Source organism: Halalkalicoccus sp. NIPERK01 (genome assembly GCF_030287405.1).
Classification (GTDB): Archaea; Halobacteriota; Halobacteria; order Halobacteriales; family Halalkalicoccaceae; genus Halalkalicoccus.
The window spans coordinates 746,427-760,822 of sequence record NZ_JASVVV010000001.1 but is presented as its reverse complement, the minus strand read 5'-3'; the positions used below and the strand labels follow the sequence as shown (position 1 = coordinate 760,822).

Sequence of the window (14,396 nt, the reverse complement as noted above, 5' to 3'; positions counted from 1 at the left end):
GGTCCGATACCGGTTGTGGTCGCTCACTCCCGGGAACAGAACGCGCTCGGATCGCGGTCGAGGGCCTCGAGCGCCAGCCAGCAGTTCGTCAGCGGGTGGTAGCCCGGTTCGACTTCGGGCCCGTGGTCCGGTTCCGGACGCTCGCCCTCGCGCGTGACCCGCTCGTACCAGTTGCCGTACCGGGGGTTGATCAGATGGGTTGTGGAATACTCCCAGAGCCGGTCGTACCACCGGAGGTACGACGGGTCATGCCGGCTCAACAGCGCGCTCGCGCCGATCGCCTCGGCGTGCGCCCAGCCGTACTTCCCGTCGACGATCGGCTCTCCCGACTCTTCGACCGTGTAGTAGAGCCCCTCGTGCTCCTCGTCCCAGCCGAGGTGGATCGCGGCGTCGAACAGTTCCATCGCGCGCGTGAGGAGCCACTCCTCATCGCGGTACTCGGCGAGCAGGCAGAGCAGTTTCGCCCACTCGGCGTGATGACTCGGCTGGTAGCCCGGCGGGCGGAACTGGTGGTCCGGTTCGTCGGCGTTGTGCGAGAGGTCGTGCTCCCACGACTCGGAGTAGTGCTCCCACAGCAGGCCGCCGGTCTCACTCGCGAGCGCGCGGGCGAACCGCTCGGCGACGTCGTACGCCCGCTCGAAGAAGCGCTCCTCCCCCGTGGCCTCGCCCGCCGCGAGCAGCGCCTCGAGGGCGTGCATGTTCGCGTTCGCGCCCCGGTAGGGCGAGAGTTCCGACCAGTCCGCCGAGGCGCGATCCGCGTACAGCCGGTGTTCGGGTTCGAAGAAGCGCTCCTCGAGGACGGAAAACGCCCTGTCGAGTTCCTCTCGTCCGCCGGAAATCCCCGCCTGGTGTGCCCGCGCGCCCGCGAGCAACGCGAAGGCGTGGCCGTAGCAGTAGCGCGTTCGATCCACGGGGTCGCGCCCGTCGAGCAGCCAGTCGTAGCCTTCCTGTTCGCCGTCCCAGTGAACGGTGGAAAGGAATCGCAGGCCGTGTTCGGCGGACGGGCGACACCACTCGGGACCGTCCGCGAGCACGCCCAAGGAAAAGTTGTTGATCGCGCGGGCGGTCGCGACGAGGTGTTTCGAGCGAGGGTCGTAGACGCTCCCGTCGCGTTCGTCGATCTGGGCGGCGTAGCCACCAGTCCGAACGTCGATGCAGTCGGGATAATAGAAGTTCAGGACGTCTCGAAACGCGTGGCGGAGCCCCTCGCGCGCACGGTAGACGTTCATACCGATAGCCGACCCCCGAGGGACATAGCTGTCGGGGGTCGGAAACCGGAGATGGGAAGCCGAGCCTTCAGTCGTCCGCCGGAGCGCCATCGGCGGGTTCGATGCCGACCTCGATCTCCGCCGCGGCCGCCTTGTACTCGGGGATCTTCGCCCGTTCGTCGAGCACGTCGTTCGTGAGCCGGTTCGCCGAAGCGGCAGCGAAGTGCGGCGTCGTCCAGATCACGCCCTCCTTGGTGTCCTCGGTGACCTGCGCCTCGACGGTGATCTCGCCGCGTCGCGAACGGATCGTCACCTGCTCGCCGTCCTCGATGCCGTAGCGCTCGGCGTCGTTCGGGTGGACGTCGACGAAGTTCTCGGGGTGCTGGCGGTTCAGCGTCGGCGACCGCCGGCTCATCGTCCCCGTGTTGTAGTGCTCCTCGAGCCGGGCGGTGGTGAGCACGAGCGGGTACTCCTCGTCGGGGACCTCCGCCGGCGGGGTGTGCCGGACCCCCTCGATGTGGCCGAGTCCGCTCTCGGTGTCGAAGCGCTCCTCGTAGAGGTACTGGTCGCCCTCGTCGCCCTCCTCGTAGCAGGGCCACTGGATCCCCTCCTCGCCGAGCGCGTCGTAGGTCATGCCGTGGTAGCTCGGACACACCTGCCGAAGCTCCTCGAAGACCTCCTCCGGGTCCGAGAAGTCGAAGCCGTCGTCGAAGAGCCGGGTTCCGATCTCGGAGACGATCTCGAGGTCGTGTTTCGTGTTCTCGTGGACTTTCGCCACTGGCCGCATCCGCTGGACTCTCCTATCGGTGTTGGTGACCGTGCCGCCGCGTTCGGCCCACGTCGTCGCCGGCAGGATCACGTCGGCGTATTTGGCGGTTTCGGTCATGAAGATGTCCTGGGCGACCATGAACTCCAGTTCCTGGATCCGTTCGGCGACCCGGTTCGCGTCGGGCTCGCTCATCACGGGGTTCTCGCCCATGACGTACAGCCCCTTGACCGACTCGCCGAACTCGTGGGAGATCTCGACGTTCGTCAGCCCCGGTTCCGCTGGGATCTCGAAGCCCCAGACCTCCTCGACGCTCTCCCTGGCTTCGTCGTCGTCGACCAGCTGGTAGCCGGGCAGGACGTTCGGCATCGCGCCGACGTCGCAGGTCCCCTGGACGTTGTTCTGGCCGCGAAGGGGGTTGACGCCGGTGCCGGGCCGACCGAGGTTGCCGGTGATCAACGCGAGGTTGATCTCGTTCTGGACGTTGTCGACGCCGCAGGCGTGCTGGCTCATCCCCATCCCCGTGAAGATGGCGGCGCTGTCGGCGCTGGCGTACTTCTCGGCGGCGAGTTCGATGTCCTCGAGTGGAACGCCACACTCCTCGGCGGCGGCCTCCTTATCGAAGCCTTCGAGGGTCTCTTTCAGGTGCTCGAAGCCCTCGGTGCGCTCCTCGATGAACTCCTCGTCGATCCACCCCTCCTCGGGGTTCTCCTCGTGCTTTTCGAGGATCGTCTTGATGACGACGTTGAGGAGCGGGATGTCCGTGCCCGGCTTGACCTGGAGGTGCATGTGGCGGTCGGTCTCGTCGATCTTGAACGACCGCGTCGTCTTGTTGGCGTGCGGGTCGACCTGGATGACCGTCGCGCCCTCGAGCACCGCCTGCCGGAAGTAAACGCTGTTGGCGATCGGGTGCTGTTCGCCGGGGTTGGCCCCGTGGATCCAGAAGACGTCGGCCTCCTCGCGGAGGTCCTGCATGCTGTTGGTCATTGCGCCCGCGCCGAGGCTCGTCCGCAGCGCCCAGACGGTCGAGGCGTGACACATCCGCGTGCAGTTGTCGACGTTGTTCGTGCCGTACCGTCGGGCGAGCTTCTGGAGGAGGTAGTTCTCCTCGTTCATCGTCTTCGACGATCCGTAGAAGCCCATCGCGTCGGGGCCGTACTCCTCACGGATGCGTTCGAGCTCCTCGACGATCCGGCCGTAGGCCTCCTCCCACGTCGCCTCTCGGAACTCGCCGTCCTCCTTGATCAGCGGGTCGGTGAGCCGGTCCTCGTGGTCCACGACCTGTGTCGCCGCGCCGCCCTTGATACAGATCTTTCCCTCGTTGACCGGTGCTTCGCCCCACGGCATGAACTGTACGTCGCCGGGCTCCTCGCCCGGCTTTACCTGGATCCCACAGCCCACGCCGCAGTACGGACAGATCGTCTTGACCGGTTCTGACTCCTCAGTCGCCATCGTCCTTCCTCCCTCGGTGTTCGACCATCTGGCCGTGTAAACGCGTACCATCCACTTAACGCCTGCGCGTGTCCCGTCGGCTGATATGTACCGTGGTCCGGTTACTTCGGTGGAGACCGCGTGTCGACAACCGTCGATGGACGGTCACTGCCGACAGCGCGGGCCTCGGTCAGAGGCGAACGTTGAGGGTGTCTCCCATCGAAACCGAGGGCATGACGCTCACACGCTCGACGATCGAGGAGAAGGCGGAGGAGTACGCAGAGGAGGAACCGCTCTACCCGGTCGAACAGGAGGCGATCGAGACGTATCCGGCGGCGTTCGTCGACGGCGAGTTCGGGTTTCGCGACGCCGAGTGGGTCGTCCAGTGGCACTACAGGCGCTTTCTCGGTGCGTACCCCGACCGTGAACACCGCGAGGGCGAGGCCCGGTTCGGGGAGAACGACCGCGCGGCGGTCCGGGAGGCCGTCGTCGACGCCGCGAACGCCGACGCGCTCGACGTGCGGATCGAGCACCTGACCGAACTGCGAGGCGTCGACCTGTCCGTCGCGAGCGCGTTCCTCCAGTTCATCGATCCCGAACGGTACGTGGCCGTCGACCGCCGGACGTGGGACGCCCTCTGGGAGGCCGGCGAACTCGATGACCCGTACCCCGACTCGCTCTCGGTTGAGGAGTACCGCAGGTTTCTCGATACGTGTCGAGCGGTCGCCGACGAGCACGATGCGGACTGCTGGACGCTCTACCGCGCGCTCTGGCGGCTGGGCAGCGAGGACCGATAGCCGAACCGATCACCGATCAGAACGGGCTCTCGACAACGACCGTCTGTTCGCGGCCGGGACCGACGCCGACGGCGTAGATGGGCGTGTCGAGTTCGTCGCTGATGTACTCGAGATAGGTCCGGGCGTTCTCGGGGATGGCGTCGTAGCCCTCGCTGGCGACGTCGGCCCAGTCGGGTTCGGACCAGCCGTCGAACCCCCGGAGGACCGGTTCGCACTCGCCCCACCGTTCGGTGGTGGTCGGCATCGTCTCGATCTCCTCGCCGTCGAGTTCGTAGGCGTGGCCCACCTGCAGGTCGCCCAGGCCGGCGAGCACGTCGATGTGGTTGATCGCCAACCCGGTGAAGCCGTTCACCTGGGCGGCGTGACGCAGCATTGGCATGTCGAGCCAGCCGATCCGCCGTGGCCGGCCCGTGACGGTGCCGAACTCCCCGCCCTTCTCCCTGATCTCGTCGGCGAGTTCCTCCTCGTCGTCGTCGACCAGTTCGGTCGGAAGCGGCCCGGTGCCGACCCGCGAGAGGTACGCCTTGACGATCCCCACCACCTCGCCCCGCCCGACCGTGGTCGGGCCGACGCCGGTTCCGGTCGCGGCGTAGCCCGCGGTGGGGTTCGAGGAGGTGACGTACGGGAAGATCCCGTGGTCGATGTCGATGGAGGTGCCCTGCGCGCCCTCGAACATCACGTTTTCGTCGGCCTCGATCCGCTCGGTGAGGTACGCCCCGGCGTTGACGGTCATCTCCTCCTCGGCGAGTCGTTCGCCGTATCGGCGGTACTGCTCGTAGAGGCTGGAGATGTCGAACGCCTCGTCGGTGCTGACGCCGTCGGAACTCCCTCCCGACGAGCCTCCGCTCGCGGAGACCCCGAAGACGTCCTCGGCGAGCGCGCGCTTCTGGGGGACGACGTACTCGAGTTTCGACCTGAGCGAATCCGGATCGAGCAGGTCGCCGATCCGGATCCCCCGGCGACCGATCTTGTCCTCGTAGGTCGGGCCGATGCCCCTACCGGTGGTACCGGCGTCGAGTTCCGAGTCCTCCTTCGCCTTCTCCTCGATCCCGTCGAGGACGCGGTGGTACGGCAGGATGACGTGGGCGCGTTCGGCGACTTTCACCCGTGGATCGAGTCCGCGCTCGCGGAGCGCGTCGATCTCCGAGAAGAGCGTCTCGGGATTGACGACACAGCCGTTGCCGAGCACGCCGACCTTCCCGCGGATCGCCCCGCTGGGGACCAGCGAGAGCTTGTACTCGTCCTCGCCGAACACGACGGTGTGGCCGGCGTTGTCGCCGCCCTGATACCGCGCGACGACGTCGACGTCCTCGCCGTAGATGTCGACGACGCCGCCCTTCCCCTCGTCGCCCAACTGGGCACCCACGATCGTTACGGTCATAGCGGGGGGTTTCCGACCGATCGCCATACCGATTACGGTCCGTCCGAACCGATCGCAACTGTTAATCCATCCCACGACAACCGTTCGAACGCTCTCGGCAGTCCCGTTGTGGACAGCAACTTTTAAAAGCACGAACGACAAGTTAACAAATGCCATGATAGACCGGCTTGAGAAAGAAGTCGATATGCTGGAACGACACCTTCAGGTCCTGAAGATGGTCATCGAGAACGAACCGATCGGGATCGTGAAGATGTCGAACGAGACCGGCTACCCGCACCACAAGGTTCGCTACTCGCTTCGCGTCCTCGAGGAGGAGAACCTCATCGAGCCCTCCAGCCAGGGTGCGATCACGACCGAGCGAACCGAGGAGTTCGTCTCCGAACTCGACGGCAAACTCGACGAGACGATCGAGACGCTCGAAGGAATGAAGATCGACGGCGTCGCCGAAGTCGAAAGCTAGAGTTCTGGAACGGTGACGTGAAACGTCCCGTCGTGCATCTCGACCAGGCAGAGGTGATAGCCCGTCCGCCGCGAGATCGTCACGTAGCTCTCGCGCGAGCCGCCACCGAGGAGGCCCGAGCGCGTCGCCTCCGCGGCCGTCGAGAGCGCCCCGGGATCGAAGTAGCTCGTCGTCACGAGCATCGCGCCCGCGAGGTCGGGCGCGACCGCCTTCGTGTCGGTCGCGCCCTCGACGAGCGCGGCCACCCGATCCTCGGTCGTCGCCGTGCGCGTCTCGACACAGTCGACGACGAACAGCGCCTCGCCCATGCGGTCTCGACAGATCACGTCGAACCGTCTCGATCCCTCCTCGGCCTCGATCGTCCCGTGGAACTCGATCCGGTCGATCGCGGGTAGCGCGTCGTAGAGCGCGCCGAGCGAGCTGGCGTGACCCGTCTCGGCGAGTTCGAACGGCAACTCGCCGACGATCCACTCGGCGAACCGGTGTTCGAGGCGGTCGTCCAGAAACGCCTCGAACGGCTCCCCGTCGACCGCCGCGTTCTCGGACTCGAACTCGGTGCGCCGTTCGAGCCGGAGGTTCCCCGCGAGGCTCTCGCGATCGGCCTCGCCCGCGTGGGCGGTTTCGAGGGTTGCGGCCCCCTTCGAGACGTAGCGGACGAAGAGGTTGGTTCCCGAGAGGGCCGTCTCCGGGTCCAGCGACCGCCCCGGCGTCGGTTCCGGTTCGGTCTCGGCCGTCGACGCGCGCTCTTCGGCGGCGAGGCGCTCTTCGAGCCGTTCGACGTCCTCGCGGAGCTCCGTAACTGTGCGTTCCGCGGCCTCGCGGGCCTCCCGCTCCGATTCGAGCGCGTCGAGCGCCCGCGAGAGGACCTCCTCGCTCGGTTCGGGCGTCGTCTCGGTCGCCGCGTCCGCGGCGGCGGCTCCGCCGGTCGAGAGCGCGCTTCGTTCGGGGTCGAGCGACGGGATCCGGGTGGTCTCGCGCCACTGCCGTTCGGCGGCGATCCGGTCCTCGACCGGATCGTCGATCACCGACCCCCAGCGATCCCGGGGGTCGGTCGGCCCGGCCGCTCGGTCAGCCGTCGACGAAGCGCTCGACGCCGATGGCCGGTCGTCGGACGTCACGATTTCGGAACCCCCCTCCGAATCGGTCGGCCTGCGGTCGGCATCGGCGGACGCAGCGGATTCGAGCGGGTCAGCGGATACGGCCGAATCGGGCGGCCCGGCGTCCGGCGAGTCGTCCGCGAACTCGTCCGGTACGGTGCCGTCCTCGGCCGATGCTGATTCGGGGATTGAGGTGGGTTCCGGTTCGCCTGGCGCGCTCTCGCCGGTCTCGGCCGCGTCGATTTCGGTGGCGTCTGCGTCCGTCGTTTCGGTCGTCTCGTTCGTCTCGCTCGTCGGAGCCGTTTCGACGGGACCGGTCGCCCCTCCCGTGTCGGCCGTCGGCTCGGGGATTTCGATCTCGGTGACGTCGACGGCCTCGACCGTGTAGATCCCCACCTCGTCGGCGAGGCGCGACTCGGCCTCCTCGTCCGTGATGAGTCGGTCGGCCGAGCCGACGAATCCGACGCTCATCGAGCGACCCCGGTGGTAGACGACGAAGTAATCGCCGCTGAGGACGTTCTCCGAGAGTTCGACGTAGCCGGTGAAACCACCGGATTCGAGGGTCTCGCGCGTCTCGCTTATCGGCGTGTCGTTCGTGTAGTAGGTCGCGCGCGTCTCGCTTCCCCGTTCCCGCATCGAGAAGAGCAGGGAGAGGGCGGGATGTGGCGCGCTGCGGGCGGTCAGCGGGGCGGCCTCGAAAGAGTCGATGGATCCGTCGGCGAGGCCGATCGCGCGCCCGTTGAGCATGAACAGGGCGGCCCCCGACGCGGTGATCGCGCCCGAGAACCCCGATTCGGCGAGCGCCCGAAGGCCGGCGTAGCCGTCGGCCGCCGACCGGGGCTCCCAGCCGGCGACGTGGGTCTCCGTACGCGGTTGCATGCCCGCCGAGAGACGGCACTAACACATAATTCTTCCGACAGTCAAGATACTAGATTAAATTTTCCGCTCGGCGTCGTCGGCGAGTTCGGCCATGCGCTTGCCGATCCGGCCGGCGCTGGAGAACTCGTCGTTGCTCATGGCGTTCGCGAGCGCGTTGCCGAGGACGAACACGGCGTGTTTGTGCTCGCTCTTGGACTTGTGGACGTGCGAGGGGTCGACGTCGAGCTGGTCGTAGGGCGTAAAGAGGTCCTCGTCGACACCCTCCTGGCGCTTGAAGTACTCCATGATGGTGACCATCTGATCGTGCAGTTCCAGGAGTTCGTCTTTGTGCATTCTAGGTACCGGTATGGCGGTCGGCGTGTTAAGGATTTCCCGCGTCAGTCGGTCCCATGGGCGGTTTTCCGCGCATCCCGTCGCGGTTCCGGCCGAGTTCAGAAGACGTACTCGTCGTCGTGCCCCATCATCCCGTCGTCCTCGAGTGCGGGCTCCTCGTCCATCTGTGGTCCGCTCGTCTTGTAGGCTTTCAGTCCCGCTGAGAGCAGGTCCTCGATCGCCTCCTCGCGGGTCGCGAACTCGCCCTGGTCGACCATCTGTGCGATCTGCATTTCGAGGTGCTCCGGGACGGTGATTTCTACTTTCGGCATCGGAACAGTCGGGGCTTCGATAGAGGCGTATTTAACTCTGGCGGGACAAATCATCTCGAAACCCGAAAGGAAATCCCCGGATCGGAAAACATCGGTTTGCGATCCGAGAGGACGCCGGTAGGCATACGTGTCCCCGCCGACTCTCCCCTCGTATGACGACCGACGTCACCGACCTCTATCGGGAGTTCGGGGAGGATCGACTGCCGCCCGGCCAACGCGAGACCTCGGCGTTCCCCGTCCTCTCGAAGGGATCGGTTCCGGAGTTCGATCCCGATTCCTGGGAGTTCACCGTCACGGGTGCCGTCGAGGACGACCTCGCTCTCTCGTGGGAGGAGTTCAGGGACCTCCCGCGGACGACCCAGAAACAGGACTTTCACTGCGTGACCGGGTGGAGCAAGTTCGACTGTACGTTCACCGGCGTTTCCTTCCCCACGCTCGCAAAACGGGCGGGCGTGAGCGACGAGGTGGTCCACGTCATGTTCTCCGCTCTCGACGGCTACACGACGAACCTCCCGCTCGCGGACTGCATGCGCGAGGAGGTGTTGTTCGCGTGGGAGTTCGGCGGTGAGGCGCTCCCCGAGGAGCACGGCGGGCCGCTCCGCGTGGTGACGCCGCACAAGTACGCCTACAAGGGCGCGAAGTGGGTCGACGGGGTCGAGTTTCTGGTCGAACCCGAGCGGGGGTTCTGGGAGAAACGCGGCTACTCGAACACCGCCGATCCGTGGAACGAGGAACGATACAGTTAGACGAACGATACAATTATATAGACGACGACTCTCGGGTGGATGCCATCGCTTCGTGTCGCCGCTACGTTCCTCGGCGCGTGACGGCGAGACACACACCGGGTTTCCGGTGAAATCCGCCCGAGGGAGGGGGCGAAGCTCCGTAGGTGTGCTTCGATGGTGGCCGCTGCTCGGAAACGGACCACGGAGGATTCCGTATGTTTATATAGCATATGTACGTCACAGTCCATTGGCTGATTCGTCGAACGGAATCAAGGACGATCAGTGATCGTCTTGGCGTCCAGTCGATCCGGTAGAGCCGTCGGCATTTCCGTTGGGGCCGACCGACGTCCCTTTTCCATCGTCCTGGCCGTCAGCTTCCGACCACGCGCCGGCCGATCTCGGCGTCAGAGGCCGGTTGCTCCCGTCCCGCCGTTCGTCACCGTCGACCGCGCGAACCCCCGTTTCGCCTGAACCTCACTCCTCTCCCGACCCGTTTCACCGGAAACCCGGTGTGTGTGTCCCGGCCGAAACGCAAGCGCTATTTCACCGGAAACGTGGTGTGGGTGTATGGTCGAGACGGACGAGTTGTTCATTCGCGACGACCCCATCTTCGTCAACAAGGAGCTTCTGGAGATCAACCACCTCCCCGACGAGGGGCGGATCGTCGGGCGAGACGAGGAGATCAAGCTGCTCGCGAACGCCGTGAACCCGGCGATCTTCGGACAGAGTCCGAGCAACATCCTCATCTACGGCAAGACCGGCACCGGGAAGTCCCTGTGTGCGAAACACGTCTCCGGACGGCTCGTCGACGCCGCCAGGAGCGAGGGCGTGACCGCCGCCTTCGCCTACGTCGACTGCGCACAGGACACCACCGAGACGCAGGCGGTCCAGACGATCGCCAGTAGCTTCAACCGAGCCGACGAGACCGGGATCAACGTCCCCGACAAGGGGATCAGCACCGCGACCTACTACAAGCGCCTCTGGCGCATCCTCGACGCGAGCTACGACGTCGTCCTCATCATCCTCGACGAGATCGACAAACTCGCGGACGACGCGATCCTCATGCAACTATCCCGGGCGGGCGAGGCGGGAAAGCTCACCGACTGCAAGATCGGCGTGGTGGGGATCAGCAACAAGATCCGGTACAAGGACCGCATGGACGAGCGCGTCAAATCGAGCCTCTGCGAGCGCGAGTTCGTCTTTCCCCCCTACGACGCCTCCCAACTCGGCGAGATCATGGAGGCCCGGCGCGACGCCTTCCGCGAGGGCGTCCTCGACGGGGGCGTGATCCCGCGGGCGGCGGCGCTGGCCGCGCGCGAACACGGCGACGCCCGAAAGGCGATCGACATCCTCAGATACGCCGGCGAGATCGCCCAGTCAACCGGGGCGGAACGGGTTCGAGAGGGGTTCGTCACCGACGCCAGAAAGCGAGCCGAGACCGACCGGTTTCGCGAACTCATCCGGGGGTCGACCCCCCACTCGCGGTACGTGCTCCACGCGCTGACGATCCTCTCGCTGAACGACGCCGGTAGCGAGGGCTTTCGCACCACCGCGATCTACGACGTCTACGAGGAGATCTGCAGGCAGGAAGGGGCGGAGACCCTCTCGTTGCGCCGGGTCCGAGACCTCCTGAAGGAACACGCCTTTCTCGACATCATCGAACAGTCCCGCCACAGCGGCGGGAGCGCCGAGGGCAGTTACACGAGACACCGACTTCTGGAGGACCCGACCGTGGTTCGGGACGTCCTCGTCGACGGGGAGTGACGGTCCCGTTTTCCGATCCGCCGTTCACCGGAAATCCGGTGTATTTCACCGGAAACGAGGTGTCCCTCGGGGATAGATACGCTGAAGGGGCCGGGACCCCGAGGACGGGTAATGACCGTCCCGCACCGTGACGGCTCGGTGGTCGCGCCCCTCGAAGGCGAGGGCGCCACCCTCGTCAGCCGGGCCCGTGAGCTAGCGGACCTCTCCTATCGCTCGTTTCTCGCCGGTCGTTCGCCCCCGCGGGTATACTGGGCCGCTCCCGACGGGCTCGAGATCGTCGGCGGCGGCGCGGCCGTCCGGCTCCGTGCGGGGGGACCGGACCGGTTCGAGACCCTCCGCGAGGACGCCGGTCGGCTCTTCTCGACGCTCGATACCGCGCTCGCGTCCGGCGGCGACCTCCCCGCGCCCGCCCGTCCGCGGGCCTTCGGCGGCTTTTCCTTTCACGCCGGTCACGGCCCCACCCCGCCCTGGGCGGGCTTTCCCGCCGCCGAGTTCGTCGTCCCCCGTGTTCAGCTCACGCGAACCGACGAGACGACGTGGCTCACGGTCTCCGAGTACGGCCCCGACGCCGAAGCGGACGGGGTCGAGACCGAACTCGACCGCGTCCGATCCGAACTCGCCGCCCACCCCGCGATGCAGCCCAGCGGCCGGTCGCCGGGCATCGCCGCGACCCGGCTCACCACCCCCCGCGATGAGTGGTGCCGCCAGGTGAGCGAGGCGACCGACCGGATCGCCGCAACCGACCTGCGAAAGGTCGTCCTCGCCCAGTCGCTCGAGGTCGATCTCGAGACCGATATCGAGATCCCCGACGTGCTCGAACGCCTTCGACGGACCTATCCCGAGTGCTACCGGTTCCTGATCGAACCCACGGAGACGGCGGGCTTTTTCGGCGCGCCGCCCGAACGGCTGGTCTCGCTCTCGGGGCGGCGCGTCGAGACCGAGGCGCTCGCGGGGTCGGCCGCGCGCGGCGGGACGCCCGAGGAGGACCACGCGCTGATGACCTCGCTGCTCGAAAGCGAGAAGATCCAGCACGAACAGGGCGTGGTCGTCGACACCATCCGCGAGCAACTCGAACCGCTCGGCGAGGTGCGCGTCGCGGACCAGACCGTCAAGCGCCTCGCGACGATCCAACACCTCCGAACCCCCATCAGAGCGGATCTCGCGGCCGACGACCACGTCCTCTCGATCGTCGAGGCGCTCCATCCCACGCCGGCGGTCGGCGGCCTCCCGCCCGAGGCGGCGTGGGCGACGATCCGCGAGACCGAGACGTTCGAGCGGGGCTGGTACGCCGCCCCCGTCGGGTGGTTCGACGCCGCCGGCGACGGCGAGTTCGCCGTGGCGATCCGCTCGGGCGTCGCGAGCGACGAGACGGTCACGCTGTTCGCGGGCAACGGGATCGTCGCCGACAGCGACCCCGACGAGGAGTGGGAGGAGGTACAGCTGAAATACCGCCCCATCCTGGACGCGCTCGGCGAATGACCGCGCCCAACCGCGCGACCCTCTGGGGGCGGGTCGTCGCCGACGAACTCGTCGAATCTGGCGTCGAGGACGTCTGTATCGCGCCCGGCAGCCGCTCGACTCCCCTCACAGTCGCCTTCGCTACCCACGAATCCATTACGGTTCACTCGCACCTCGACGAGCGCTCGGCGGCCTTCTACGCGCTCGGGCGCGCGAAGCGTACCGGCGAGCCGACGCCGCTGGTCTGTACCTCCGGAACCGCCGCCGCGAACTTCCACCCCGCGGTGATCGAGGCCTCCCAGTCGCGGGTCCCCATGCTCGTCCTCACCGCCGACCGCCCGACCGAACTGCGCGAGTCGGGCGCGAACCAGACGATCGACCAGACGAAGCTCTACGGCGATTCGGTCCGGTGGTACCGCGAACTCCCCGAACCCGCGCCCGAGGCCCGACGGCTCCGCTCACTTCGAACCACCGTCTGCCGGGCGCTCGCCGAGACCACGGGGATCCCTGCGGGACCGGTCCACCTGAACGCCCCCTTTGCAAAGCCCCTCGAACCCATCGAGGTCGAGGACGACGTGCCCGCGGACCTCGCGGAGCGCCACCCGCTGGCCGTCGAGGGGCGCGACGGACCGTTCGTCTCGGTCACGCCGTGCCGCCCGACGCTCTCCGAGAGCGACCGCCGGACGCTCTCGGCGGCCATCGAGAACGCCCACAGAGGCCTGATCGTCGCCGGTCCCTCCGACCGTCTCGACGGCGAGGCGATCCGAGCGCTCGCCGGCGCGACCGGGTTTCCGGTCCTCGCCGATCCCCTCTCGGGAACGCGCTTCGGGTCCGGCGACGACGAAGCGACCGTGATCGGCGGCTACGACTCGTGGCTCGCGAGCGTCGACTGGCCCGTCCCCGACCTCGTCCTCCGGTTCGGGGCCTCGCCCACCTCCAAAACGCTCCGCGAGTACCTTCGAGACGCCGACGTCCGCCAGTTCGTCGTCGACCCTGCAGGGGAGTGGCGCGAGGCGACGTTCACGGCGACGGACCTCGTCGTCGCCGACGGAACCGAACTCGCCGAAGCGCTCGCCGCGGATCTCGACCCCTCCCCGAACCAGGGATGGCGCGAGCGGTTCGCGGAGGCCGAAGCGCGCTACTGGAACCTGATCGACGAGGAGACCGAGCGCCTGTTTGAGGGCGCGGTCCTCGAACGCGTTTTCTCTGGGGCACCCGACCCCGCGACCGTCTTCGTCTCGAACTCGATGCCGGTCCGGGACGCAGACAGGTTCGCCCGACCCCGGGGGGCCGACCTCACCGTCCTCGGCAATCGGGGTGCCAGCGGGATCGACGGGATCACCTCGACGGCGCTGGGCGCCGGGAGCGCCACCGACGACCCGCTCGTGCTCGTCACCGGGGATCTGGCGTACTACCACGACATGAACGGCCTGCTCGCGCTCTCGCGGTGCGGCGTCGACGCCACGGTCGTCCTGCTCAACAACGACGGCGGCGGCATCTTCCACATGCTCCCCATCGAGGGCTTCGACCCGCCGTTTACCGGCCAGTTCAAGACGCCCCACGGGCTGGACTTCGCGCCGACGGCCGACCTCTACGGCTTCGAGTTCGTCCGCACGGACTCGCTTTCGGGCTTCGAGGACGCGTATTCGGCCTCGTGTTCGAGTCCCGGTACGCAGGTGATCGAGATTCGTGTCGACGGCGAGGCGAGCCACCGAACTCGAGAGGAAATCCACGAGCGAGTGTGTGAGCGCCTCGGATGAACCAACGTTTTTGCGCTCTCCCGCGT

Annotated in this window: 12 protein-coding genes; 6 read left to right on the top strand and 6 right to left on the bottom strand. The window is 67.1% G+C overall.

What is annotated here, in order from left to right; all coding sequences use genetic code 11:
- Positions 1 to 23: 23 nt before the first annotated feature.
- Together QRT08_RS04025 and fdhF are read right to left on the bottom strand one after the other, a co-directional pair.
- Positions 24 to 1,229 (bottom strand): AGE family epimerase/isomerase, encoded by a 1,206-nt coding sequence (locus tag QRT08_RS04025; RefSeq protein WP_303650183.1) that lies wholly within the window; start codon positions 1,227 to 1,229, stop codon positions 24 to 26.
- Positions 1,230 to 1,296: 67 nt separating this feature from the next.
- On the bottom strand, positions 1,297 to 3,426 hold the full coding sequence (fdhF, locus tag QRT08_RS04020) for a formate dehydrogenase subunit alpha (protein WP_286044624.1): 2,130 nt from the start codon (positions 3,424 to 3,426) through the stop codon (positions 1,297 to 1,299).
- Positions 3,427 to 3,638: 212 nt separating this feature from the next.
- On the opposite strand from fdhF, the gene QRT08_RS04015 reads away from it, so the two are divergent.
- Positions 3,639 to 4,202, top strand: coding sequence for a hypothetical protein (locus tag QRT08_RS04015; RefSeq protein ID WP_286044623.1), 564 nt, complete (start codon positions 3,639 to 3,641; stop codon positions 4,200 to 4,202).
- A 16-nt stretch (positions 4,203 to 4,218) separates the two neighbouring features.
- On the opposite strand, the gene QRT08_RS04010 is transcribed toward QRT08_RS04015, so the two are convergent.
- Positions 4,219 to 5,583 carry an adenylosuccinate synthase gene (locus QRT08_RS04010; RefSeq protein WP_286044622.1) on the bottom strand — a complete coding sequence of 455 codons (1,365 nt, stop codon included), beginning with the start codon at positions 5,581 to 5,583 and terminating at the stop codon, positions 4,219 to 4,221.
- Positions 5,584 to 5,737: 154 nt separating this feature from the next.
- Here QRT08_RS04010 and QRT08_RS04005 point away from each other — a divergent pair, with 154 nt between their 5' ends.
- Positions 5,738 to 6,043 carry a hypothetical protein gene (locus QRT08_RS04005; protein ID WP_286044621.1) on the top strand — a complete coding sequence of 102 codons (306 nt, stop codon included), beginning with the start codon at positions 5,738 to 5,740 and terminating at the stop codon, positions 6,041 to 6,043.
- Here QRT08_RS04005 and QRT08_RS04000 read toward each other — a convergent pair.
- The 3 genes from QRT08_RS04000 to QRT08_RS03990 form a co-directional block, all read right to left on the bottom strand.
- Positions 6,040 to 8,019, bottom strand: a complete 1,980-nt coding sequence (locus tag QRT08_RS04000; protein WP_286044620.1) for a DUF7527 domain-containing protein — start codon at positions 8,017 to 8,019, stop codon at positions 6,040 to 6,042. The genes QRT08_RS04005 and QRT08_RS04000 overlap by 4 nt on opposite strands.
- A 54-nt stretch (positions 8,020 to 8,073) precedes the next feature.
- Positions 8,074 to 8,352, bottom strand: coding sequence for a UPF0058 family protein (locus QRT08_RS03995; RefSeq protein WP_286044619.1), 279 nt, complete (start codon positions 8,350 to 8,352; stop codon positions 8,074 to 8,076).
- A 98-nt stretch (positions 8,353 to 8,450) separates the two neighbouring features.
- Complete coding sequence (locus tag QRT08_RS03990) at positions 8,451 to 8,663, bottom strand: ribbon-helix-helix domain-containing protein (RefSeq protein WP_286044618.1); 213 nt, start codon at positions 8,661 to 8,663, stop codon at positions 8,451 to 8,453.
- A gap of 152 nt (positions 8,664 to 8,815) precedes the next feature.
- Here QRT08_RS03990 and QRT08_RS03985 point away from each other — a divergent pair, with 152 nt between their 5' ends.
- The 4 genes from QRT08_RS03985 to menD all read left to right on the top strand — a co-directional run bounded on the left by QRT08_RS03985 (position 8,816) and on the right by menD (position 14,370).
- A complete protein-coding gene (locus QRT08_RS03985) occupies positions 8,816 to 9,409 on the top strand; it encodes a sulfite oxidase-like oxidoreductase (protein ID WP_286044617.1) in 594 nt (197 codons plus the stop codon).
- 546 nt (positions 9,410 to 9,955) lie between these two features.
- Complete coding sequence (locus tag QRT08_RS03980; protein ID WP_286044616.1) at positions 9,956 to 11,152, top strand: Cdc6/Cdc18 family protein; 1,197 nt, start codon at positions 9,956 to 9,958, stop codon at positions 11,150 to 11,152.
- A 111-nt stretch (positions 11,153 to 11,263) separates the two neighbouring features.
- Positions 11,264 to 12,631: an isochorismate synthase gene (locus QRT08_RS03975; protein ID WP_286044615.1), complete on the top strand. Its 1,368-nt coding sequence runs from the start codon at positions 11,264 to 11,266 to the stop codon at positions 12,629 to 12,631.
- On the top strand, positions 12,628 to 14,370 hold the full coding sequence (gene menD, locus QRT08_RS03970) for a 2-succinyl-5-enolpyruvyl-6-hydroxy-3-cyclohexene-1-carboxylic-acid synthase (RefSeq protein WP_286044614.1): 1,743 nt from the start codon (positions 12,628 to 12,630) through the stop codon (positions 14,368 to 14,370). Before QRT08_RS03975 ends, menD begins: the two co-directional genes overlap by 4 nt.
- Positions 14,371 to 14,396 lie beyond the last annotated feature (26 nt).

Bases quoted from the DNA above. Each gene is read 5' to 3' on its own strand.
- menD (WP_286044614.1), top strand. From the start codon at position 12,628: ATGACCGCGCCCAACCGCGCGACCCTCTGGGGGCGGGTCGTCGCCGAC.
- QRT08_RS04025 (WP_303650183.1), bottom strand. From the start codon at position 1,229: ATGAACGTCTACCGTGCGCGCGAGGGGCTCCGCCACGCGTTTCGAGAC.
- QRT08_RS03975 (WP_286044615.1), top strand. From the start codon at position 11,264: ATGACCGTCCCGCACCGTGACGGCTCGGTGGTCGCGCCCCTCGAAGGC.
- QRT08_RS03995 (WP_286044619.1), bottom strand. From the start codon at position 8,352: ATGCACAAAGACGAACTCCTGGAACTGCACGATCAGATGGTCACCATC.
- fdhF (WP_286044624.1), bottom strand. From the start codon at position 3,426: ATGGCGACTGAGGAGTCAGAACCGGTCAAGACGATCTGTCCGTACTGC.
- QRT08_RS04005 (WP_286044621.1), top strand. From the start codon at position 5,738: ATGATAGACCGGCTTGAGAAAGAAGTCGATATGCTGGAACGACACCTT.
- QRT08_RS03980 (WP_286044616.1), top strand. From the start codon at position 9,956: ATGGTCGAGACGGACGAGTTGTTCATTCGCGACGACCCCATCTTCGTC.
- QRT08_RS04000 (WP_286044620.1), bottom strand. From the start codon at position 8,019: ATGCAACCGCGTACGGAGACCCACGTCGCCGGCTGGGAGCCCCGGTCG.
- QRT08_RS04015 (WP_286044623.1), top strand. From the start codon at position 3,639: ATGACGCTCACACGCTCGACGATCGAGGAGAAGGCGGAGGAGTACGCA.
- QRT08_RS03985 (WP_286044617.1), top strand. From the start codon at position 8,816: ATGACGACCGACGTCACCGACCTCTATCGGGAGTTCGGGGAGGATCGA.
- QRT08_RS03990 (WP_286044618.1), bottom strand. From the start codon at position 8,663: ATGCCGAAAGTAGAAATCACCGTCCCGGAGCACCTCGAAATGCAGATC.
- QRT08_RS04010 (WP_286044622.1), bottom strand. From the start codon at position 5,583: ATGACCGTAACGATCGTGGGTGCCCAGTTGGGCGACGAGGGGAAGGGC.